23 protein-coding genes are annotated in these 22,517 nt (G+C 43.9%); 11 read left to right on the top strand and 12 right to left on the bottom strand.

Annotated elements, in window-relative coordinates; all coding sequences use genetic code 11:
* Positions 1 to 343: 343 nt before the first annotated feature.
* Entirely contained in the window at positions 344 to 1,303 is a 960-nt protein-coding gene (locus MSP8886_RS02895; RefSeq protein WP_067012473.1) for a DMT family transporter, read from the top strand.
* Positions 1,304 to 1,354: 51 nt separating this feature from the next.
* Here the strand turns inward: MSP8886_RS02895 and MSP8886_RS02890 are convergent, their stop codons facing one another.
* The 3 genes from MSP8886_RS02890 to MSP8886_RS02880 form a co-directional block, all read right to left on the bottom strand.
* Positions 1,355 to 1,855: a GNAT family N-acetyltransferase gene (locus MSP8886_RS02890; protein WP_067012471.1), complete on the bottom strand. Its 501-nt coding sequence runs from the start codon at positions 1,853 to 1,855 to the stop codon at positions 1,355 to 1,357.
* Positions 1,856 to 2,036: 181 nt separating this feature from the next.
* Positions 2,037 to 3,254 (bottom strand): zinc metallochaperone GTPase ZigA, encoded by a 1,218-nt coding sequence (gene zigA / locus MSP8886_RS02885; protein ID WP_067012469.1) that lies wholly within the window; start codon positions 3,252 to 3,254, stop codon positions 2,037 to 2,039.
* A 148-nt stretch (positions 3,255 to 3,402) separates the two neighbouring features.
* A complete protein-coding gene (locus MSP8886_RS02880) occupies positions 3,403 to 4,383 on the bottom strand; it encodes a helix-turn-helix domain-containing protein (protein ID WP_067013010.1) in 981 nt (326 codons plus the stop codon).
* A gap of 294 nt (positions 4,384 to 4,677) precedes the next feature.
* Here MSP8886_RS02880 and eat point away from each other — a divergent pair, with 294 nt between their 5' ends.
* The 4 genes from eat (at position 4,678) to MSP8886_RS22425 (ending at position 9,260) form a co-directional block, all read left to right on the top strand.
* Complete coding sequence (gene eat, locus MSP8886_RS02875) at positions 4,678 to 6,054, top strand: ethanolamine permease (RefSeq protein WP_067012466.1); 1,377 nt, start codon at positions 4,678 to 4,680, stop codon at positions 6,052 to 6,054.
* A gap of 121 nt (positions 6,055 to 6,175) precedes the next feature.
* A complete protein-coding gene (locus MSP8886_RS02870) occupies positions 6,176 to 7,594 on the top strand; it encodes an ethanolamine ammonia-lyase subunit EutB (RefSeq protein ID WP_067012465.1) in 1,419 nt (472 codons plus the stop codon).
* Positions 7,594 to 8,475 carry an ethanolamine ammonia-lyase subunit EutC gene (eutC, locus tag MSP8886_RS02865; RefSeq protein ID WP_370737022.1) on the top strand — a complete coding sequence of 294 codons (882 nt, stop codon included), beginning with the start codon at positions 7,594 to 7,596 and terminating at the stop codon, positions 8,473 to 8,475. The genes MSP8886_RS02870 and eutC overlap by 1 nt, the downstream gene beginning before the upstream one ends.
* Positions 8,476 to 8,606: 131 nt before the next feature.
* Positions 8,607 to 9,260 carry a helix-turn-helix transcriptional regulator gene (locus tag MSP8886_RS22425; protein WP_083200750.1) on the top strand — a complete coding sequence of 218 codons (654 nt, stop codon included), beginning with the start codon at positions 8,607 to 8,609 and terminating at the stop codon, positions 9,258 to 9,260.
* Between the two features lie 34 nt (positions 9,261 to 9,294).
* Here MSP8886_RS22425 and MSP8886_RS02855 read toward each other — a convergent pair whose 3' ends face one another.
* From MSP8886_RS02855 to MSP8886_RS02815, 9 genes are all read right to left on the bottom strand, one after another.
* Positions 9,295 to 9,609 (bottom strand): 4a-hydroxytetrahydrobiopterin dehydratase, encoded by a 315-nt coding sequence (locus tag MSP8886_RS02855; RefSeq protein ID WP_067012463.1) that lies wholly within the window; start codon positions 9,607 to 9,609, stop codon positions 9,295 to 9,297.
* Positions 9,610 to 9,632: 23 nt separating this feature from the next.
* The gene (locus MSP8886_RS02850; RefSeq protein WP_067012461.1) at positions 9,633 to 10,787 is read right to left on the bottom strand and encodes a lipase family protein; all 1,155 of its coding nucleotides are present in this window, start codon (positions 10,785 to 10,787) and stop codon (positions 9,633 to 9,635) included.
* Between the two features lie 14 nt (positions 10,788 to 10,801).
* Positions 10,802 to 11,284 (bottom strand): DUF6795 domain-containing protein, encoded by a 483-nt coding sequence (locus MSP8886_RS02845; RefSeq protein ID WP_067012459.1) that lies wholly within the window; start codon positions 11,282 to 11,284, stop codon positions 10,802 to 10,804.
* A 40-nt stretch (positions 11,285 to 11,324) separates the two neighbouring features.
* Positions 11,325 to 11,798, bottom strand: coding sequence for a DUF6795 domain-containing protein (locus MSP8886_RS02840; RefSeq protein ID WP_067012457.1), 474 nt, complete (start codon positions 11,796 to 11,798; stop codon positions 11,325 to 11,327).
* An 11-nt stretch (positions 11,799 to 11,809) separates the two neighbouring features.
* Positions 11,810 to 12,052, bottom strand: coding sequence for a lipase family protein (locus MSP8886_RS22780; protein WP_067012456.1), 243 nt, complete (start codon positions 12,050 to 12,052; stop codon positions 11,810 to 11,812).
* Between the two features lie 299 nt (positions 12,053 to 12,351).
* A complete protein-coding gene (locus MSP8886_RS02830) occupies positions 12,352 to 12,852 on the bottom strand; it encodes a DUF6795 domain-containing protein (protein ID WP_067012454.1) in 501 nt (166 codons plus the stop codon).
* A 264-nt stretch (positions 12,853 to 13,116) separates the two neighbouring features.
* Positions 13,117 to 13,656, bottom strand: a complete 540-nt coding sequence (locus MSP8886_RS02825) for a DUF6795 domain-containing protein (protein ID WP_067012452.1) — start codon at positions 13,654 to 13,656, stop codon at positions 13,117 to 13,119.
* Positions 13,657 to 13,748: 92 nt separating this feature from the next.
* A complete protein-coding gene (locus MSP8886_RS02820) occupies positions 13,749 to 14,228 on the bottom strand; it encodes a DUF6795 domain-containing protein (protein WP_217491317.1) in 480 nt (159 codons plus the stop codon).
* Between the two features lie 11 nt (positions 14,229 to 14,239).
* Positions 14,240 to 14,470, bottom strand: coding sequence for a hypothetical protein (locus MSP8886_RS02815; protein WP_139063074.1), 231 nt, complete (start codon positions 14,468 to 14,470; stop codon positions 14,240 to 14,242).
* Positions 14,471 to 14,481: 11 nt separating this feature from the next.
* Between MSP8886_RS02815 and MSP8886_RS22415 the strand changes: the two genes are divergently transcribed.
* From MSP8886_RS22415 to MSP8886_RS02785, 6 genes are all read left to right on the top strand, one after another.
* The gene (locus MSP8886_RS22415) at positions 14,482 to 16,551 is read left to right on the top strand and encodes a phosphatase PAP2 family protein (protein ID WP_067012448.1); all 2,070 of its coding nucleotides are present in this window, start codon (positions 14,482 to 14,484) and stop codon (positions 16,549 to 16,551) included.
* Between the two features lie 336 nt (positions 16,552 to 16,887).
* A complete protein-coding gene (locus MSP8886_RS02805; RefSeq protein WP_067012446.1) occupies positions 16,888 to 17,652 on the top strand; it encodes an ABC transporter ATP-binding protein in 765 nt (254 codons plus the stop codon).
* 14 nt (positions 17,653 to 17,666) lie between these two features.
* On the top strand, positions 17,667 to 18,530 hold the full coding sequence (locus MSP8886_RS02800; protein WP_067012444.1) for an ABC transporter substrate-binding protein: 864 nt from the start codon (positions 17,667 to 17,669) through the stop codon (positions 18,528 to 18,530).
* A complete protein-coding gene (gene fhuB / locus MSP8886_RS02795) occupies positions 18,527 to 20,506 on the top strand; it encodes a Fe(3+)-hydroxamate ABC transporter permease FhuB (protein ID WP_245659013.1) in 1,980 nt (659 codons plus the stop codon). The genes MSP8886_RS02800 and fhuB overlap by 4 nt, the downstream gene beginning before the upstream one ends.
* A 111-nt stretch (positions 20,507 to 20,617) precedes the next feature.
* Positions 20,618 to 22,273: a multidrug ABC transporter permease/ATP-binding protein gene (locus tag MSP8886_RS02790; RefSeq protein WP_067012442.1), complete on the top strand. Its 1,656-nt coding sequence runs from the start codon at positions 20,618 to 20,620 to the stop codon at positions 22,271 to 22,273.
* 31 nt (positions 22,274 to 22,304) lie between these two features.
* On the top strand, positions 22,305 to 22,508 hold the full coding sequence (locus tag MSP8886_RS02785; protein ID WP_067012440.1) for an MbtH family protein: 204 nt from the start codon (positions 22,305 to 22,307) through the stop codon (positions 22,506 to 22,508).
* Positions 22,509 to 22,517: the final 9 nt, after the last annotated feature.

Below are 22,517 nucleotides of genomic sequence, written 5' to 3'. Positions count from 1 at the left end.
AGAATCGATCTACATCGTCATTCGCTTCCGTTCAATATGGCATGTGACCTGAGCATATACTAAAAAGGCACGAATAATCTAGACGCCACCTTCCACCTTTTTGAAAGGATAAAACCCTACCTTGACTGTCATTATGTTTCGAGGCCCTAATGATGGAAGCTGCGTTCTCACCATCACAACAATTATGTACTACAGAAGCCTTACCAATAATAGGTATATAGATCGAGAAGGAACTATCGTATGCTACCCCCTACGATAAGCGTGCACCTGAAATAATTCCTCGTTTTTCACTAGGGAAAATTCTCATAGACGCTGATAAGCCGATAGGAAGAATGAGGTAGTTATGGTCATCAAAACCCCACGAACAGCGCTGATCACACTTATATTGGTGACCTTCGTATGGGGGTCTGAATTCACTTTAATTGATTTGGCAATGAAGGTTATTCCGGTTAATACCTTTAATGCAGTACGTTTTACATTAGCAGGCTTATCACTTATCCCTTTGCTTTTACTCTCAAAAGAGAAAGTGTTAAGAGCACAAATACTTCCTTTATTTGGCAAAGGAGCCACGCTTGGTTTTGTGCTATTTATTGCCTTTTATACACAAACAGAAGGGCTCAAATACACCAGCGTATCGAATGCCGGTTTTATCACCAGTCTAGCGACACCATTAGTCCCTATATTAGGCTTTTTACTCTTTAAAACTCGCGCGAATCGCTTTGTTTGGTTAGGGATTGTACTGGCAACGATAGGTCTCTATTTACTCACAGTCGGGGACAAATTAGCGTTTAATAAAGGGGACTATATCGTCCTTATTTGTGCATTTGCGTTTGCCGTTCATATGCTTTTAACGGGACGCTTTGTCGTCTCTCTGCCGATCATCCCACTTACTATCATTCAATTGTTCGCGGTGGGGGTTTACAGTACCATTAGCGCGTTTGTTTCCCCCAACCCTGCGTTTTACCTAGCTGGGAATCCACCACTTAGTTGGCAAGAATGCATTTTTTCTCCCATCGTTTTAGGCACTATTTTGATAGCAAGCTTACTTGGGACCGCTTACGCCTATTGGGCACAATCAGCCTGTCAGAAATTATTACCTGATTATAAAGTCGCTTTAGTATTCACTCTAGAGCCCATATTTGCTTACCTAACAGCTTGGCTGATTCTGGGTGAAAAGCTTGGTCTATCAGGTGCTATCGGTGCCCTCAGCATTCTAGCAGGTGTGATTTTGGCAGAAACCGGTGACAAGTTTTTACTGCGAAAAAGAACAACACATGTTGCATCTCCCCATTCAAGCAAATAAATAGAGACCTTTGCCTAACTGACACGAAAAGGCTAGGCTTTCCACACCAGCTCAACCTATCGTTTTCTCAAACCACTCCACATCCCAGTATTGGCCAAACTTTCGACCTACTTCCCGGTAGACGCCAACGGATTCAAAACCAAATTTTTCATGGATAATTTGTGATGCTTCATTCGGTAAGGTGATGCCAGCGTACGCACGATGCACGTCTTCTGCTTCCAACAATTCAAATAATTCAAGGTATAACGCGGTTCCCAACCCTCGACCTTTGGTATTGGGATCAAGATAAATACTCACTTCCACAGACGTTTCATAGGCGCGTTTGGGTTTGAATCGGCTACTGCAAGCGTAGCCAATTACTTCATCGTCCTGCTCCACGACCAGTAATCGGTATCGACCCGTTGTGTCAAACTGAGAAAACCAAACGGCTCTGCTTTCCAATGTGTATGGCTCTATATCAAAGGTAGTGGGGGTATTTACAATGTAGTGATTATAAAGATCGGTTAAGGCCGCTAAATCCTCAATAACAGCGGGGCGAATTTGCACACTCATTTTGCTCTCCAATGACAATACTCTTAGGCTGAAGCGATTCTCCTGTTTTACCACGCTTTACATTGCTGTAGTAAACAATTTGATCTGCTGTAAGTTCACCAACCGTGACATCGGAAGCGTATCATTGGTATTTTCAATGTCTTAGAAAGAACGCCTTATAAAAATAAGGTGCTCCACAGGCTTAATCCCATTCTGAAAAAGGGTTTTCCCAACCCACCCATACTTTTGGCCCTTGTGCCATTTCTTCATCGGTTAGCAAGCAAGCGTCCAAGTTGGCTCGCAAGGCATCTTCATCCATATCCATGCCGATTAAAACCAACTCCTGACGAGCATCGCCCACCTCGTCATGCCATTTTTCATGGATCCAAGCAACAGACTCTTCATCCTGTGGCCAGCGATCTTTTGGCACAGAGACCCACCAATATCCCGCAGGGCCGTGTCGTGCTGCGGCTCCCGCTTGCGACCAAGACCCCGCTTTGGTTGGATCTGACGCTAACCAAAAATACCCTTTTGAACGCACGACTCCCGGCCACTCTTGGTTAACAAGCTGATAAAAACGGCTTGGATGGAATGGCCTACGTGCGCTGTAAACAAAGCTACTAATGCCATATTCTTCCGTTTCTGGTACATGGGTACCACGAATTTCTTGTAGCCAAGCGGGCGCTAAAGAGGCTTGTTCAAAATCAAACAGCCCTGTATTTAAAACACGGTCTAATGGCACCTTACCAAACTGAGCTATTTCAATTTTCGCTCTTGGATTCAAGCTACGTAGAATCGCTATCAATCGGTCTCGATCTTCTTCGCTCACCAAATCCACTTTATTAATGACCATCACATCGCAAAACTCGATTTGTTCAATGAGTAGATCAACGACTGTTCGGTCGTCTTCCTCCCCTAACGATTCCCCACGAGTCTGTAAATCATCTTGTGAGCTATAATCACGAAGAAAATTAAACGCGTCTACCACGGTCACCATGGTATCCAGTTGTGCCACCTCATTCAGACAACGGCCATCTTCCCCTTCAAAAGTAAAGGTTTCCGCAACGGGTAACGGCTCTGAAATACCGGTTGATTCAATCACCAGCTGATTAAATTTTCCTTCCTTGGCAAGTCGCTCTACCTCAATAAGCAAGTCTTCCCTTAACGTACAGCAGATGCAGCCATTGCTCATTTCAACCATTTTTTCATCGGTACGAGAAAGCTCTGCTCCTCCTTCTCGAATCAACGCAGCATCAATATTGATCTCACTCATATCATTCACAATCACGGCAACCCGTCGACCTTCGCGATTGGTTAAAATGTGGTTGAGTAAGGTCGTTTTACCTGCTCCAAGAAAACCAGACAACACAGTGACTGGCAGTTTTTTATTCGTAAAGCGACTCATTGGATGTTCATTCATATAATGCCCTACATGAAGAAAGGTGATTGATAGGTCTAAGATTAACGATTTGATGGAATTCAATACGTCAAGATAATTATGTTATAACATAGCAAATATACTTATGACAAATCCCATGTTCGACGGAAGTGACCTAACAACATCAAGGTTAGAAAACCTCGACGACTCCAGCTACATGGCAAGAGAGAGTTTTAGAAGGCGGCTCGCCAAACAATTGTTTGTAATCTTTGGCGAATTGACTTAGATGCCAAAAGCCCCATTGAGCAGCAATATCACTGACGGTTTGTCCGCTTGTTGCATGAAGTAATGAACGGCGTACACCATTAAGCCGACTAGCACGTAGATATTGAATTGGACTCACACCTAGAATACTTTCAAAACTGTACTGCAAGGTTCGGCGGCTCACGCTGCAGACTTCACACAGTTGCGTGATGGTAACGGGCTCGTCCAAATGGTTATCTAAAAATTGACGCGCCACATCAACCACTCGTTTTCGATGGAAATAACTTTGCGTTTTCGCGGGCTTAGGCGTTTCCACTTTCAGCACTTCCAGCAAGGCCATCATGATAATGTCGTGCTGCAAACGCGGCGGGGTCGCGGTATTGTGAGTGGATAATAAGCGAGCCAGCAAAAAACGCACATCGGCCAAGGTTTTATTGGGGACGCCAAGGCGTCCGTAGGCGGTCAGTTCTCGCCAATTCAGATCAACTCCATGAATATTTGCCATGTTTACCAAAGACTCACGATCCACTACTAACCCATAGAGGTCGTAATTCTCAGGCGTCGTTAGCTGAAATTCACAATCACCGGGCCGACACATAATGGTGTCCGGCCGAATCGTCAAACCGTTAATGCGGCTTTCCTCTTGACCCACTAAAGGAATTCCTAACCAAATGGAATCCGGCCAGACCACACATTTCTGCTGCAGTGCCTGACTAGTATGTTCGCGAAAAACTTGTAGACCGCTTAATGGCAGCTCAATAATGCGCCCATAAAAGCGTCCTCGACTAATTTGATCGTATTCTTGTTGCCAATTGGTGAGGTTGCTGGCATGCAGGTCGGCATCATATGCGTCGGATACATGAAGCGGAACGCCCTTATTCGGTGCAAAAGTGGATTCAAACAGCATATACTCTTCCTGTAGCATGGTTATTTATATTGCCAAAATCGCTCTTTTAAACCATAACCTACTGAAATAATTAGACATTTATGATTTTGCCATTATTCGTTAACAGAATGACGGACATAATTATTATTGTGTAACCAGCAAAACTTATGCCGCTCAGAAGGCTTTTTAGTCGCATAAGTCATGTATTCAAGTAAACGGAACTTTATGTGAGTGGGAGCAACTCCCCCTCAAATGGAACAGGATCTTTACAAACTGAGTTTGTAAAGGACGAATAACATAGGTTGAGAGGTCACAATGACAACACAAACATTAAAACCCACCTTAGGCACCATACACTTATGGGCCATCGCCGTTGGGCTCGTTATCTCTGGAGAGTATTTTGGTTGGAGCTATGGGTGGGGAGTCGCCGGTACGTTAGGTTTTTTGGTCTCCGCCGTTGTTGTCGCCATTATGTACACGTGTTTTATCTTCAGCTTTACCGAATTAACCACTGCCATTCCCCATGCGGGAGGACCGTTTGCCTATAGTCGACGGGCATTTGGCGAAAAAGGTGGTTTAGTTGCGGGGCTTGCTACCTTAATCGAATTTGTCTTTGCACCACCCGCCATCGCGCTGGCCATTGGCGCTTATTTAAATGTTCAATTCCCTGAATTAGACCCGAAAACAGCGGCCGTTGGAGCCTATATTATTTTTATGGGGCTAAATATTCTGGGAGTTAAAATTGCCGCCACTTTTGAACTGATTGTAACTGTACTGGCAGTCATCGAACTGCTTGTTTTTATGGGCGTCGTCGCCCCAGGTTTTAGCTTCAGCAACTTTGTTATTAATGGCTGGAGCGGTTCTAACACCTTCTCCTTGGGATCCATGTCTGGCATTTTTGCGGCTATTCCTTTTGCCATCTGGTTTTTCTTAGCGATCGAAGGGGCCGCTATGGCAGCCGAAGAAGCGAAAGACCCCAAACGTACCATTCCCAAAGCCTATGTTAGCGGCATTCTGACCTTAGTCTTCTTGGCCATGGGCGTGATGATTATGGCTGGCGGCGCGGGTGATTGGAAAACACTATCCGGCATCAATGATCCACTTCCACAGGCTATGAAAATGGTTGTCGGTGAACATTCTGGCTGGTTACACATGCTGGTCTGGGTTGGCTTGTTTGGCCTTGTCGCTTCATTCCACGGCATTATCCTGGGTTATTCTCGCCAAGGTTTTGCCTTGGCTCGCGCCGGTTATTTACCTGCGGGTCTAGCTAAATTGTCGCGTTTTCAAACACCACACCGTGCGACTATCGCCGGTGGAATCATCGGTATTGCCGCCATTTACAGTGATGGCATTATCAACCTACAGGGTATGAGTTTAACCGCAGCCATGATTACCATGGCGGTATTTGGCGCTATTGTGATGTACATCATCAGCATGTTAAGCCTGTTCAAGCTGCGTAAAACAGAACCTAATCTAGAGCGTACTTTCAGTGCCCCAGGGTACCCTATCGTACCAGCAATTGCGTTGACCCTAGCTGTCGTCTGCTTGATTGCGATGGTGTGGTTTAACCTTGTTATTGCACTGATTTTCTTAGGCTTTATGGTCATCGGTTTTATTTATTTTTCTCTTACCAAGCACCAACGGGACAACGCGCAGGGTGATGTCATGTTAAGTGGTTCCAACTCGATCTAAACTGGTAACTACTTTGCATGTCAGCATAGAGGTGGTACGTTCAACAACGTACTACCTTTTATCCGTTAACAGGTCACCGTTTTATACTTAACGTCGAAATAATAAGAGGCGTAACTGACTGATGAACCATTCAGACTCCAAGTTTTCCTTTCGCTATACCCTTGGTGAACGCACCTTTGGCTTTGTTAACCTTGCTGATTTAATGGCCAAAGCCACTCCCGCTCGCTCGGGAGATCGGCTAGCAGGGGTCGCCGCCCAAAACGCTGAAGAACGCGCTGTCGCGCAGATGACACTAGCTGACGTCCCCCTTAAGCTTTTCCTTGAAGAACTTTTGGTTCCCTATGAAGACGATGAAATTACTCGGTTAATCATTGATGAGCATGACAAACAGGCCTTTTCTCCTATATCTCACCTGACGGTCGGTGGTTTTCGGGATTGGCTATTAAGTGATTTGGCTACTAGCGAGATGCTCACGCAAATCCGCCCTGGTGTCACACCAGAAATGGCGGCAGCGGTCAGTAAAATAATGCGTAACCAAGACCTCATTATCGTGGCGAAAAAATGTCATGTAAAAACGGCATTTCGCAATACCATTGGCTTGCCTGGTCATTTATCCACTCGCTTACAACCAAACCATCCGACGGACGATTTAACGGGTATCGCGGCGAGCATGTTGGATGGTCTGTTATACGCTAACGGAGATGCCGTCATCGGTATTAATCCCGCGACTGACAATGTGCAGCAAGCAACGCGCTTAATCAAAATGATGGACGACGTCATCCAGCACTATGAGATTCCCACCCAATCCTGTGTGTTAACCCATGTCACCAATACCCTCGAATGCATCGAGCAAGGCGCCCCTGTGGATTTGGTGTTCCAATCCATTGGCGGTACACAAGCCACTAATGACAGTTTTGGGTTTAATCTTGCCAATTTAGCTGAAGCCCAAGCGGCCGCTTTATCACTTAAGCGGGGCACCGTCGGCAACAACGTCATGTATTTCGAAACAGGACAGGGTAGCGCGTTATCAGCCAACGCCAATCATGGTTTGGATCAACAGACCTGTGAGGCACGAGCCTATGCTGTGGCACGCAAATTCAGTCCGCTACTGGTTAACACGGTTGTCGGTTTTATCGGTCCTGAATATTTATACGATGGCAAAGAAATTACCCGAGCGGGGCTCGAAGACCACTTCTGTGGCAAGCTACTTGGCTTACCTATGGGATGTGATGTGTGTTATACCAACCATGCTCAAGCCGATCAAAACGACATGGACAACTTACTAACGTTGCTCGGCGTCGCTGGCTGTACTTTCGTGATGGGGATTCCTGGTTCAGACGACATCATGCTCAACTACCAGACAACTTCCTTCCACGACGCCCTATATGCTCGAAGAGCACTGGGGCTAAAACCCGCCCCCGAGTTCGATGCTTGGCTCGCCAAGATGGGGATTTTTAAGAACAACGAACAGTTTGTTTTAAATCAGCAATTACCCGATGCTTTTTATAAGCCCTTAAACCGTCTGATTGGAGGCCAATAATGGGCACAGACGATGCGAAAAATCGAATGGATTCAACGCCGCCTTCCGATCTAGAATCAAACGAAGCGGTGACAGAGAATATATGGCACAAACTCAACGCCTTTACGGATGCCCGTGTGGGTCTGGGACGTTCCGGTATTAGCGTACCGACAAAGCACTTATTAGCCTTTCAATTGGCTCATGCCCAGGCAATTGACGCGGTGCATACCCATTTGGATAGCAAAGGACTCGCGACTCAACTCATGGCACAGGATTGGGCTCCTCAGTCTGCGCCTTTGTTTTTACACAGCCGAGCAGAGGATCGTGCGACTTACTTGCAGCGTCCTGATTATGGTCGACGACTGAATGATGAATCCGCCCGACTTTTAGATGAGTACCAAGCCAGTTATCCACAGGGGTATGATCTGGTAATTGCCGTTGTGGATGGGCTATCTTCTCTAGCCATTGAGCAAAATACCCAGCCCTTTCTCAATGCCTTGTTTTCCATATTAGGCAATCAGTCGCCTTCTTGGACAATCGCTCCTTTATGCCTAGTAGAACAAGGCCGCGTCGCCATTGGCGATGATATTTGTGAGCGCCTTAACGCTAAATGCGTGTTGGTACTCATTGGTGAACGTCCTGGATTAAGCTCACCAGACAGTTTAGGCTTGTACCTTACTTGGGGAGGCAAAGTCGGCTATACCGATGCGTATCGCAATTGCATCTCAAACATTCGCCCTGCCGGACTGAATTATCAGGAAGCGGCTCGCAAGGCGTTTTATTTATTAAAAGAAGCCAAACAATTGAAGCTATCTGGCGTGAAACTTAAAGATCGCTCGAATGACGATCTTGTCATTGATACAGGCCACTCCACACGTAACTTCCTAACGGCTTCGGACTGACGGTTTTATACAAACGGCATGGTAAAGCCTGTATGGATAATTACTTTGAAACACATACGTAACATTAACGTACTATGCTATAAATTAGAGCGCAATCCATGTCATCATTAGTGAACTTATGAGGTAGTAGCATGAAAATGAAAGGCCAAATCGATAGTGTTTACCCGCCAGCTAAAGAGTCAAAAAAGAAGGGCAAAAAAGCGTCTAAAAAAACCGCCCAAGACAAACAAAAGGGTAAAACTAAGAGTAAGAAAAAAAAATCGGCCGACATCGTTACTCCCACTACAGTTTTAGAACAGGTTGAATCGGTCATTGCGCCCGTAAAAGAAGCCACACAGGCCGTAAAAGAAACCCTCGAAGAAACCATTCAAGCCTTAGAAAAAAGCCATACTCCAGTCACTGATGACTCCCCAGCCGTGCTGGATGAAACCGACGACGGCAAGACAAAAAATCCCATTGCACGAGCCTCTAAGAATTCGCAACCTCTTGTTGACGATGACAAACAAAAGACCATGCAACGAATCATCAAACAATTGATTATGGGTGATATTAGTCAAGGAGAAGCGCTGAAAATATTGCGCATTCAAGTGCTCGGTTTAAAACAAGAAGACTTCGCCACTCTCGTTGGCGTTTCCCGCAAAACCCTTTCTGAAAACGAAAACGATAAAGGTAATTACACTGCGGACATAGTGAACAAACTGTTCCAACCCTTCGACTTAAAAGTTGGACTCTTGCCCAACTCCGTCAAGACCTTAGAAAGATTACTGGTTTCCAAAAATAGTTAGCTTATCCTATGACAAGGATGTCGTCTGAACTACTTTACCTTGTAAAGAAAGATGCGTTGTATTCCATTTTACTTGCCAGATCAAAATCTTTCTCAGAAAGCCCACCCACATCATGAGTTGTCAGTTGTATTTTGACGGTGTTGTAGACATTGAACCACTCAGGATGATGATCTTTCTTTTCCGCATAAATCGCGCACAGGGTCATAAAGCCAAAGGCTTGCTGAAAATCTTTAAACTTGAAGGTTTTACTGAGCTTGTCGTCTTCCAATGTCCATTTAGAATCGGATTTTTCATTAAGAGAATGTAGGGCCTGTTGAACGTCGTTGTCATTGAGCTTTTGTAATGTCATAACGTCTCCTAAATAATTAACCATTAATACATAGAGATAGCTTGTTTTGCCATACCATATAACACTCTAGTCATCATGGAAAACAGTTTTTTAATTAAAGCTAAAGTGATATCAGTAATATCTATAGCAAGATTACAAAAAACAGCCATATAACCTAAGATGCCTTTAACATCTTCATGTTTACCCTTAGATATCAAAGCAATATCGTTAATAGCTCTAGCTAAAAGATCATATGCTGTTGCAGAGGATAAGAATGCGTTATTAACAATAGTAGATAAAGCATAACCAGAATCAATTAATAAAGATACGATCGCATTATGGATTATTTGTAATGTTTTTTGAGAATAATTCGCCTCAAATCTCAGTTTGTAATCTAGCTTCATCCGCTTTCTGGCAGTTAATGAGTTTTTTCTACTTGCCATAGCTTCATATGAATCGTATTTACTTGCAGTATTAATATAGCCTGGAGTAGGAAGATTCATAGCATGAGACTTAATTGACATACGGGCACCACTAGTGGCAGTTAGAAGATACTCATCATTCACATGCATAAAAGGCCATAGTGGAATCATAGGAACGATATCAGTACCATGAGTGACCCTGTAAGTAGGAATAAAACTCTTAGCTTGTTTCACATAAGATTCACAACCAACTCTGGGCGCACCAAACGTATATACAGCAACGGGGATATTTAACTCATGTTTTATCCAAGACGCGATTAGTGTCGCTATAGCACCACCAAGACTATGCCCTACACAGTGAATATATTTTGGTCTGTGGGCAAGTATATAGCTTTGGATGCTCTCTCTTAAACTACTAAAAATTTTATAAAATCCGGCATGAACCATTTGCCCACCTGGGCCTGTTACCATCCCTACATTGATGTTTGTCAACCAATCTCGACCTGTATTCGTTCCCCTTGTTGATATTACAAGGTGATCTTTAAATCCCTTACCTTTACCTCGACCCATTACAGCAAATCCGATTTGTTTATCCATTAGCTGGTATATTAACCCTCCTGCTATACCTTTCACACCACCTTTTTTAAAATCAATTTCAAAACATTCTGTAATATCTTCATCTATATAAGATTCATCATATCCTGAAGGTACACCACGAACAAAATCATAAGGCAAGTCTGCTAGCTTAGATGCAACTTTTGGAGTTAAAATGTTCATAAAAATCCTTTTATTTAGTCATTAAAAACTTTAGAAATTTCAAAATTATCTTCCCAGCGACAAATACTATGTGCTGAATACTCATATAGTGAAGACCTCTCAGACGAAGTCCTATCATAAAATTTAAAACTGACTTTAGGGTTAGATAATTCACATAACATATTTTCTAATTTTTTCGCATAGGCAAATATTACATTATAGCCAGGTTGTTTTGATTTCCAAATGACATAAATCTTCCCATCATAATCTGCATAGATATATTGAAAAATTCTAGATTCATTAAATAATTTATTAGGTACCCTTGATTTTATGCTATAGGAATTAAATGAAAAACTCCCATCACTATCAGATATTACACTATCAGTATATTCATGTTCACCTATATAATTCAAAGACCTAATAATTTCAATATTATTCAACGGCGTCCCGTTAAGAAGTAGTTTACCATGCACTTCAGGGCATAGAGTAACGTTTTCTTTTTTTAAGAAACTAAACATAAAAAACCTATAAAATTGAAGTTTTTCTCATAAAAACACTCTAGTTATCATCAAAAGACTCGACAACATCAAAATTATCACTCCAATAACACCGAGTTAGCACCCAACATTTTTCTTTTAAAGAAGCATCATCAAACTCTCCCTTAACTATATTATTGGATATATCACAATCTAAGCTTCCTAACTTTTCTTTAAAAGAATCTAGTTCATTTATTCCTGGCTGGACTGTTGCCCATAAGGTATAAATATCATCTTCATCATACTCTTCAATAGCAATAACTTGATGAACAGAGTTCTTCCTAAAAGGGTTGTTCGCAAAAAAAGAAAAAACACTGTATTTAGGAAAGCTAAATACACCATTATTATCCGTCTCAGCATAGTCCTGATACAGAGCAATACCATAGTAATTTAGGCTACGAGTAACAGTAACATTACTCAACGGCTTGCCATTAAGCACAGCACGTCCCTTGATTTGAGGACACATACAAGCTTCTTTTTTAAATAGACTAAGCATTAAAATATTCCCTATATAAAACAGCCAATTCCATTACCCTCCTTTTTCATTATTAGGTCAAGAAGTAAACTGTGACCAACTACATGCATTTTTAGCTCGCCTTGACTATACTGGCTAAAATAGCGTTCAAGCTGACCTTTAAAAGAATTAAAGGTATGATTAAATCCCACATGAACAGGTTGATTATTGCTACAAGTACTAAGATCATAGTTTAAATCCGTAATAGCATCACGATTTTTTGCAGTTCCACGCAAGGCTAAGACATATTAACCTTCATATATCCCTTTTCCCTTAGCAATACAGCCAAATTTGGTAGAGTGATTAAATAGTCTTTCTAGAACAGATCCACTTACTCCACTAATAAAATCAGGTTCCAGGGAAAAAAAAGAGCTAATCCTTCTATAATATAAAGAACGAACAATATCTTCTCCATCCAAAGAGTCATAGGCAACAGAGGAAAATTAGCTGCTATATTTGGAGTCAAAACATTCATTTTTATTTCCTTATAATATTAACTATAATTAATTCTGTTAGAGCTCTTAATTTAAAAAGACTATAAATAAGAATCCTTGTCAACAATCTCAAAATCTTCTTTCCAACGACAAATACTAAAAGCTTCATGTTTATAGCCTTCTACTTTTATATTCTGAAATTTCAACAATACTTCTTCGTCTTTTATATCAGCTTTCAATGCCTTTAATTTATTAGCATACTCTTCTCGAAATTTATACGATGAAAGTCTAGAAATCCATAAAGTGTATTCTATTTCTTGATACATAAAATAAATTGCTTGTGATGTAAAAACCTCAGCAAAGGGAACGGCGGGTTGACCAGAGCGAATATTTACCTCAGGAAGAGAGAAAGCACCATTTTCATCTGTAAAGGTATGATCTTCAACATATTTACCATCGGAAAAACTAAGAGTACGTTCAATTTTCACATTCGCTAAGGGCTTACCATGGTCGGTAATTTGTCCTATCACCTCAGGGCAAAGGTGCACTTTGTAAGCCCCAATATGATTACCCAGTTTTCTAAGCATGTTTAACAATGACATAGCAAGAAACCTTATAAAAAAGGGGTGTGAAGGTAATTATGGATAGGTACTTCTAACACTTCCAGTCCTTGGTGAAGGTTCACATCCCTTTGTATTGTCGTTAGTCACCTAATGATACCCAGAGCCATATAAATTGCAACGACTAGCTAGGGTACTGATAACAGGGTGTCATTAGTGTACTATAGAGCGACTCTCTACTCTAACTAAGCAATTGCCGCAAAGTCAGCATCAATCTCTGGAGTTAAGACATTCATATATACCTCCTTATAAGTTACGAGCCATTATCTTTTTAGTAGAATTAAGTCCTAAATATTTCTCTACATCCATTATTCTATAGTCATTTTCCCATATACAAATACTATTAGCACGATTCGTATATTCCCCAGACTTATCACTTTTAAAATTAAAAAGTGTTTGATCGTTAGATATATCACCAATTAGAGAGCCTAGTTTTTTAACATATGCTTCACTTTGCTTTATACCCGACAGCCTTGCCCCCCATAAAATATACTCATTATTTTTATAAGAAAAACAAATTGCTTGCGATGTAAAAACCTTAGCAAAGGGAACGGCTGGTTGACCAGAGCGAATATTCACCTCAGGAAGAGAGAAAGCACCTTTTTCATCTGTAAAGGTATGATCTTCAAAATATTTACCATCGGAGAAACTAAGAGTACGTTCTATTTTCACATTCGCTAATGGCTTGCCATGGTCGGTAATTTGACCTTTCACCTCAGGGCAAAGGTGCACTTTGTAAGCACCAATATGATTACCCATTTTTCTAAGCATGTTTAACGGTGACATAACAAAAGACCTTTACACTTCCTTATATTATTAAACTCAATTGGCATTTTGATCTTTATTTATCCCGGAAAGATCAAAATAAGAGCCTTTATCTATAATCTCAAAATCATCATTCCAGCGACAAATACTAACCGCTTCAAACTTATATCCTTCTTTATTTCTATCTTTAAATTTGAACAAAACTTTTTCGTTTTTATATCTGCATCTAACGTTGCCAATTTAGCAGCAAACTCTTCTCGAAATTTAAATGATGTCTGCATAGCCCCCCACAAACAATACTTTTCCTGCTCAAGCAATAAAAATATCCCTTGTGAAGTAAAAATTTCAGCAAAGGGAACGGCTGGCTGGCCGGAGCGAATATTCACTTCTGGAAGATAGAATTCTCCATTTTCATCTGTAAAGGTATGATCTTCAACATATTTACCATCGGAGAAACTAAGGGTACGTTCGATTTTCACATTCGCTAAGGGCTTACCATGGTCGGTAATTTGCCCTTTCACCTCAGGACAAAGGTGCACTTTGTAAGCACCAATATGATTACCCAGTTTTCTAAGCATGTTTAACAATGACATAACAAAAGACCTTATAAAAAAGGGTTGTGAAGGTAATCATGGATAGGTGCTTCTAACGCTTCCAGTCCTCGGTGAAGGTTCACATCCCTTTGTATTGACGTTAGCACGATAATATATCTAGAAAGATGAGCGGCTAGAGGAACTTCCGTAATGACAACAAAATATTTCATTGTCATTAAGCTTTCATCTTGCCCATTTAGCTTAACCTTTTCACAGTAACGCGACTCTCGCTCGATGTCCAAGGAAGCCACTTATGATGAAAACACCCTTTACACTCTCTCCTATTAAGAGCTCGTTATGGTTAACACTTTTCATCAGCTCCGTCACCCAGGCCAACTCGACAATACCAACACCATTACCGCCTATCGGGCTGGGCTTTGAACAAACGGTTCCAGTTCCTAAAGTAGGTTACCCTTTGCCCGTGATTCAAAATGGTGCGAACAACAGTAAAGGGAATTTGAAATACAATATTGAGCAAAACCCCATCGCAACGCTACTAATCGGCATGAATCAAATTTGGACGAATGGGCTGAAGGGGTGGCAAAACGACGCCAATAGCAATGGACCAAGCAGTTTTGCCAACCAAGCCATTGTGAACCCAAAAATCTGGCAAGAAAACATTACTTATGTGATCAAGGCCACCCAGCAGCGCACAGAGAAACAAGCCATTGCCGCCTATTTGGATGATCAGCGCAGCAAAAACTACAGTGTGATTGACGGCTATGGCCCTCTGACACAAGCCTATGTAACGGCTTCTGGCGCCTATACAGACATTGATCAGCCGACGGTCAAAGACATTGTTAGCAACGCCCATTACTATGCCAAGAATAATGATGACATCAAGTTTGCCGGAAAACGAAACGCGCCATTAGGTAGTGTGTATCAGCTGGTTTACGATTTTCGCGAGGTAGCCCCAGCTTCCACGAGTGCCTCAAAGTATATTTATTCAACCCCTCGTCCATGGCGTATGGACAAAACTGGCGGAATACATTATCTAGGCACCGCGCCTTATTCTTGTGTACAGCAAAATGGTACCGTGCATTCGGACTGGCTGATTGATCAATACCAATCCGAAGTAAAGGTCGTGCCTGGACTGATGTGCTCACGTCGTCATCATGAGAGCAGCGTTGTTGCCAATAATCAGGAAAACCGCCGTAAAGATGGCGCCTATCCAAGTGGACACACCAATGCTGGTTACTTAGCGGTCATGGCCTATGCTTACGCCTTGCCACAGCGTTATTCAGAGATGCTCACTCGGGCGTCGCAATTAGGCGAGAGCCGCATTCAAGCGGGCATGCATTCCCCCGTAGATGTGATCGGTGGCCGTATTCACGCCTTAGCCGTGGCAACTTACGCGTTATCCCAAAGGCACATTCAGGCGGATGCACAAAGGGCCTATAACGACTCGCAATCCTACTTTGGTCAACAAGCTTACGCGGCCGGACAATTCTTGTATTATTTCGCTCACAACAAAGTATTGCACCCGCATGGTTTAATACTTGGCGATAAGGTCAATACCCATGTATTTGATAACAATAAGTTTGCCAATCACGAAGCGATGAAAGCCCTTTATCGATCACGACTGACCTATGGTTTTAGTCAGACAGGAAAGTTACACCAAGGGCCCGTTGTACCAGCAGGGGCTGAACTCTTACTGGCCACCAGACAGCCTTACTTAAGCCCAGCACAACGCCGTGCGGTTCTAGCAACCACAGAAGTGCCCTCTGGCTATCCTATTCTGGATCAATCAAATGGTTGGGGGCGTTTAGATTTAGTTACCGCCGCCGATGGATACGGTGCCTTTAATGGGGATGTTACGGTCAATATGGACGCCAATAAAGGCGCCTTTAATGCTCACGATTGGTGGCGTAATTCTATTTCGGGCAAGGGAAAACTAACGAAGCAAGGCTGCGGAATTCTTACTTTAACGGGCAACAGTCAGTATCATGGTGGCACGATTATCGACAATGGTGTATTGGAAGCCGCCTCAGCCCATGCCTTGGGTAAAGGCGACCTCTATCTGAAAAATGGCATCTTGGATGTGACATCAAAAGGTGCATTAAAGGTCGCGAACTACACTCAGTTGAATGGGGCCACTAAAATCGACATGGATAAAGACACCAGCCAAATTCAAGCCTCAGGAAACGTGGTTATCATTGGCGGTACATTGGCCTTAGATTTGTCGCATTTTCAACCTAAAGCAGGCAAAGGCTACGTGCTAATTGAGGGACGCCAGTTACAAGGTCAATTTGAAACCATTTCTTCCCCTCTACCAGTTCGTCTGCAATATACTGACAATAAGCTCATCGCGACCTTTCAATAAATCTGATTTTCCCCGCGAACCAAGCAATAGCCCAACAAATAGATAGGGCTATTGCCTTATTTATGCCAAATCATGCATAAAATGTGAGACCTTGGCACGATTACTGTGCTTGCCAATACTTTGTTAAAAACAGACTCAAAATGCTCATTTATCGGGATAAACTCGGCTTTCTTGTCTGTTTTTGCCGCGTCTTGGCGTCGCTCGTGACATCGAGAAAAGGTCTCAGCGTACTAAATATTTACACTTTAAATGAAAATGATTTGCATTAACGTCATTATTATATAAAAATACTGCCCTCAGACATCGACACCACATGTAATGCAGAGAGTGAATGGAATGATAGAGTCGAAAGCATTAGGATTTGACGTGAATGGCCGCGCCTTATTGGCCGACTTTTCCATGACCTTTGAGCCTGGAAAAATTTACGCCTTGGTCGGTCATAATGGATCAGGAAAATCCACTCTTCTTAAGCTGCTCGCCCAACAACAAACAGCAACCAGTGGTCATATTCTGCTAAATGGTCAAGCTATCGACTCTTGGTCCCATAAACAATTTGCCCAACAAGTGGCTTATCTTCCTCAGCAAACCCCAGCAACGGACAGCTTATCGGGCAGAGACCTAGTTGGGTTTGGTCGTTATCCTTGGCACGGTTTGCTGGGCCGTTTAAATCGTCAGGATCAAACATACATCGACGAAGCCATGGCGCTAACCGATACCCTCTCTTATCAGGACCGTTTAGTTGACACCCTATCCGGTGGTGAGCGCCAACGCCTTTGGCTCGCCATGTTACTGGCTCAGCGCACGCAATATTTGCTACTTGATGAACCGCTATCTGCTTTAGATATTGCCCATCAAGTAGACATGCTTAATCTGATCAAAAAGCTCAGTCGCGAGTTATCCCTTGGTGTGATTATTGTTATCCACGATATCAATATGGCAGCGCGCTTCTGCGATCATATCGTCGCACTGCACAGTGGAAAGATGATTGCCTCAGGCTCTATTGAGAGCCTCTTTACACCACAAACCCTAGAAGACATCTACGGTATCAATATGCACATTACGGATCACCCCGCAGGGTATCCGGTTGCCATGCCTTACTAGCCAAGTAGGAAGTTATGAAACGTACCTTTTCTTATTTGCTTCTGCTGTCTATCACGTTTACAACCCACTTCGCTGTCGCACAAGAGCGTGAGATGAAAGTGGCCGCCATAGATTGGACGCAGGTCGAAACCCTGCTTGCCTTAGGCGTTCACCCCATTGGCGCGGCACAGATAGCCGACTACAACGCATGGGTAAAATCCCCGGCCATTCCCAGTCGTACCGTCGATCTTGGCTTACGCACTCAACCCAATTTGGAACGATTGGTGGAGCTAAAACCAGAGCGTATTTTTATCTCTCCGATGTTTCAGTCTCTGACACCACAATTATCCCGCATTGCCCCCGTAACAAACATTGCCTTATATAAAAAAGGCGATGTTTCATGGCAAGCCTTCAAAACCTATACGCAAACCCTTGCGAAAGACACCCACCGAGAAGCGGCCGCTAAATCACTGATTCAATCGGCTCAGGCGACGTTGGCGACCCTTTCTAAACAGGTTCCCACCCATACGCCACCCTTGTTGATGATGCAGTTTATGGATGCTCGTCATGTGCGAGTCTTTGGCACTAATAGCCTGTATGGCATTGCTGCTCAGCAACTCGGTTTACAAAGTGCGTGGCACCGACAGACCAATAAGTGGGGCTTTTCTCTGGTTGGTATTGACAAACTGCTTGGCGTGAAAGGGCAAATTGTCGTCATCGAGCCATTACCAGCAGGTGTGGAAGCGAACCTACGACGGGATGCCTTCTGGCAATACTTGGTCAAACAAACTGGGCATCCGATGCTGAAAATCCCACCCGTTTGGAGCTTTGGCGCCATCCCTTCCACGGTACGCTTTGCTCGTCTATTAACCACAGCTATTCATCAGGAGAGCAAATGATGCGGACGCTTCCTTTCACGCTGATGGCGCTCCTTGCCGTTCTGGTCGCTTTGTTAATAGGCACTCACCTAAACAACGTCGGTGGACTTAACCATGCTTTTGCTAGCTTATTCCAGACAAACTGGCAGTCTAGCCGCTCGGTCGAGTTGTCATTAACTTGGTGGCCACGCCTGTTTACCACCTTATTGTGTGGTGCCGCATTAGCGGTAGCAGGGGTGTTGTTGCAACAGGTACTTAGAAACCCCATTGCCTCGCCCTCTACTTTGGGGATTGCTAGCGGCGCTAGCTTTAGCCTGATGCTGGCAACACTGTATGCACCTTGGCTGATGGCGTTTTCTCAAAGTCTGGTTGCCTTAACAGGAGGGCTCATTACCATGGGGCTGGTCTTTCTGTTGTCTTGGCGACGGGCTCTATCGCCCACAGTGGTCGTGATTGCGGGTCTGGTGCTTAATCTCTATTTCAGTGCTTTCAGCACCGTATTGCTGATGCTCAATCAAGAAAAACTCTCTGGTTTAATGATTTGGGGAGCGGGCTCTCTAGTACAAACGGGCTGGGGCAATGTCACCTATTTATGGCCTCGCATTCTTGCGGCAGTGCTCGTCGCGCTTTTATTCCTTAAGCCATTAAGTTTATTAGAATTAACCGAGTCTGGTGCCAAAAGTTTAGGGGTGTCATTAACTAAACTCCGTTTTGTCTGTCTTGGTCTAGCGGTACTACTGACGTCTTGGGTGGTCGCCAGTGTTGGCGTGATTGGCTTTATTGGCCTCGCCGCCCCTGCTATTACGCGGCTAATGGGCATCCGTCGTTTACTACCTAAAGTAATAGTGTCCATGATACTTGGCGCCCTCTTACTAACACTGACAGATTTATTGATTCAACGACTACCAGACACGGTGGCAATGGTTGTTCAGACAGGAGCCGCCACAGCAGCGCTGGGGGCACCACTTATGTTATGGCTACTCCCCAAACTGGCCATTCGTCATCAGACCCAAGCGGAAACCGTATTAACCCGACATAATCAGCAAATACATCACCTCAGCAAATCCGCCATTGTATGGACCGGCGGGACATTGCTGGTGGGTTTTTGTTTGTTTGCCAGTTTGTCTATTCAAAACCACGGTTGGCAATGGCTAGTCTTCAATGGCGATTGGTCTTTGTTGGAATGGCGGATACCTCGCTTAGTTGCGGCATTATTAGCTGGCATTATGCTCGCGGTAGCAGGCACCATCATTCAGCGCTTAAGCGGCAATCCAATGGCGAGCCCAGAGGTGATTGGTATCAGTTCTGGCATCGCCATTGGTCTGATTATCACCCTCTATAGTGGTCTTGCATCAGGACTTGTTGGACTCTATATCGGTGGTCTGGTGGGTGCCCTGGTGGTCATGGGATTAATTGTCTTGCTCAATCATAAGTCGGGATTTCAACCGGAGCGGGTATTGTTGACAGGGGTCGCTATTACGGCCCTGATGAATGCCGTGCAAAGTCTAATTCTCGCCGGTGGCGATCCACGTAGCTATGCTTTTTTAGCTTGGTTATCCGGTTCCACCTATTACGTTAAAAGCCAAACCTTGTTGCCTTTAGCGATAGCGACGTTGTTATTGGTCAGCATTGGCTTTTTGCTAAGTAAATGGCTGGATGTTTTACCGCTAGGGCAAGCGACAGCTCGATCATTGGGAATGAATGTCTCCCGATCCCGTCTCTTGCTGCTACTGTTAGCCGCTTGCCTAACTGTTGCTGCCACCTTGGTTGTCGGTCCATTAAGTTTTGTTGGGCTGATGGCGCCTCATTTAGCACGGCTATTTGGTTTTAGTCGTGCCCGTGATCATCTGATCGCCTCATCATTGGTAGGGGGACTACTGATGTTACTGTCCGACTGGTTAGGTCGACAATTACTCTACCCACAGGAAGTACCCGCAGGCATGGTCGCCTCCATTCTCGGCGGCTTATACCTGATGTGGGGCTTACGGCGGCTCTAGGGAATAGCTCTACCAGCATACTAGTATCTTGCTTCGCAAAACATGGAATGAGTTAAAGTCAATTAATGAGAATAATAATACAAATCAAAACTGTTTATTTATGGGTCTAACATGAAGTTACTGATGCAGCTTGCAGACAAACAAGGCAAACCTCTGGCTTTTGTCATCTTACTCAGTATGGCCAGCGCGCTCCTGACGGTCGGGGTAATTGCTTTTATTCAATACCGACTACTCAGCCAGCACGACCTAACTCCCTCGGTTCTATGGCAATTTGTCCTCCTGTTGGCGGTCTTGCTGGCAACGGCTACCGTCGCCCAAGTGGCACTGCATAAACTGGGGCATCAGTTTGTCTATAAAAAACGCTGTCAGCTTATCAAAAAACTGATCAATACTGATATCGAACAAATAGAAAGCATCGGCAGCGCTCGTTTGCTTGCGTCACTCAATACCGACATTCGTAATGTCACCTTTGCCTTTGTCCATCTGCCTGAGCTGATTTATGGGGTGGTGCTTTGCTTAATCGCCCTCGCTTATCTCGCTTTTTTATCTCTTCCTTTGTTTGGCGTCAGCGTCTTACTCTTAGCGTTGACAGGACTCTTCGGTTTTAGTCTGGTGAATAAAATCTCCTACCACATCACACAGGTGCGAGAATTCGATGACAAGCTGTATCAAGACTACCAGTCCTTTATTGAGGGTCGCAAAGAGCTATCGTTAAACCCGGGACGCGCTAAACGCTATTTCAATGATGAGTTTGATCCACACGCCAAACAGTATCGCGATCAGGTAACCCGTGCTGACATTCTTAATGGCTTTGCGGCCAACATGGCCAACACCATTGTTCTGGCACTCATCGGTTTAAACTTCTATCTCGCGTTAGGACTTGGCTGGGCCAGCTTTCCAGTTGCTTCATCGTTTGCGTTAATTATCTTATTTATGCGCACACCACTGATGTCGGCCGTCGGCTCCCTACCCACTTTAGTGACAGCCAATATCTCAATGCAGAAATTGGAAGATTTGTCATTAAGCCAAAATAACACCTTGATCAGTCAGCAACCGGTTTCTGCCCCTTTTGAGCAGCTGCATTTACAACAAGTAGTTTATCAATACCGAGCTGACGGCGATGAGAAGCCGTTTCAGGTTGGTCCGATCGACTTCACCATTAAACAAGGTGAACTCATCTTTATCATTGGCGGTAATGGCAGTGGCAAATCCACGTTTGCCAACTTATTGACTGGTCTCTACCGGCCCCACTCAGGGCAGGTTTTCCTTAACGACCAGCCGGTATCCCTGGAGACATGGCCAGAATATCGTTTGCAATTTTCTGCAGTATACAGCGACTTCTATCTATTCCATCAGATCACAGATGGACATGGCGACAACGTGGACAACACAGTGATTGATGAATGGATGAGGCGTCTGGAAATGGCACATAAGGTCTCTCATCAGGATGGTTACCTTTCCGACACCCGATACTCCCAAGGGCAACGCAAGCGACTCGCCTTAATGATGGCGGTATTGGAACAACGTGGCTGTGTCTTACTGGACGAATGGGCCGCCGACCAAGATCCCAAATTTCGCAAAACGTTTTACCGAGAACTATTACCCCTCTTAAAAGAGCGTGGTGTAACCATTATCGCCATTACCCATGATGACAAATATTTCGATGCGGCAGACCGAGTTTTCAAAATGGATTTAGGTCAGCTTAGCGAACTCAACTCAAACAACCAACGCCATACAGAAGAAGCGCTTTCGAGCATCGTTTCTTAATCAATTGGACAAAAGCAAAAGAGAGGACTTTATGAGTATTGATAACCCAAACACAGAATTCACCGTCGTCATCAATGATCAAGAACAATACAGCATTTGGCCAACCTACCATGCGGTACCAGCGGGGTGGAAAGAAGTCGGCGTGGTCGGCAACAAAGAGCAGTGCCTTGCGCACATCAAAGCAACATGGACAGACATGCGACCAAAAAGTTTAAGAGATGCCTTAGCCAGCTAGAAATAAATA

This window comes from Marinomonas spartinae, assembly GCF_900089775.1.
Lineage (GTDB): Bacteria > Pseudomonadota > Gammaproteobacteria > Pseudomonadales > Marinomonadaceae > Marinomonas > Marinomonas spartinae.
Note: the sequence above shows the minus strand (reverse complement) of the source record. Positions and strands in the feature narration are given on the sequence as shown.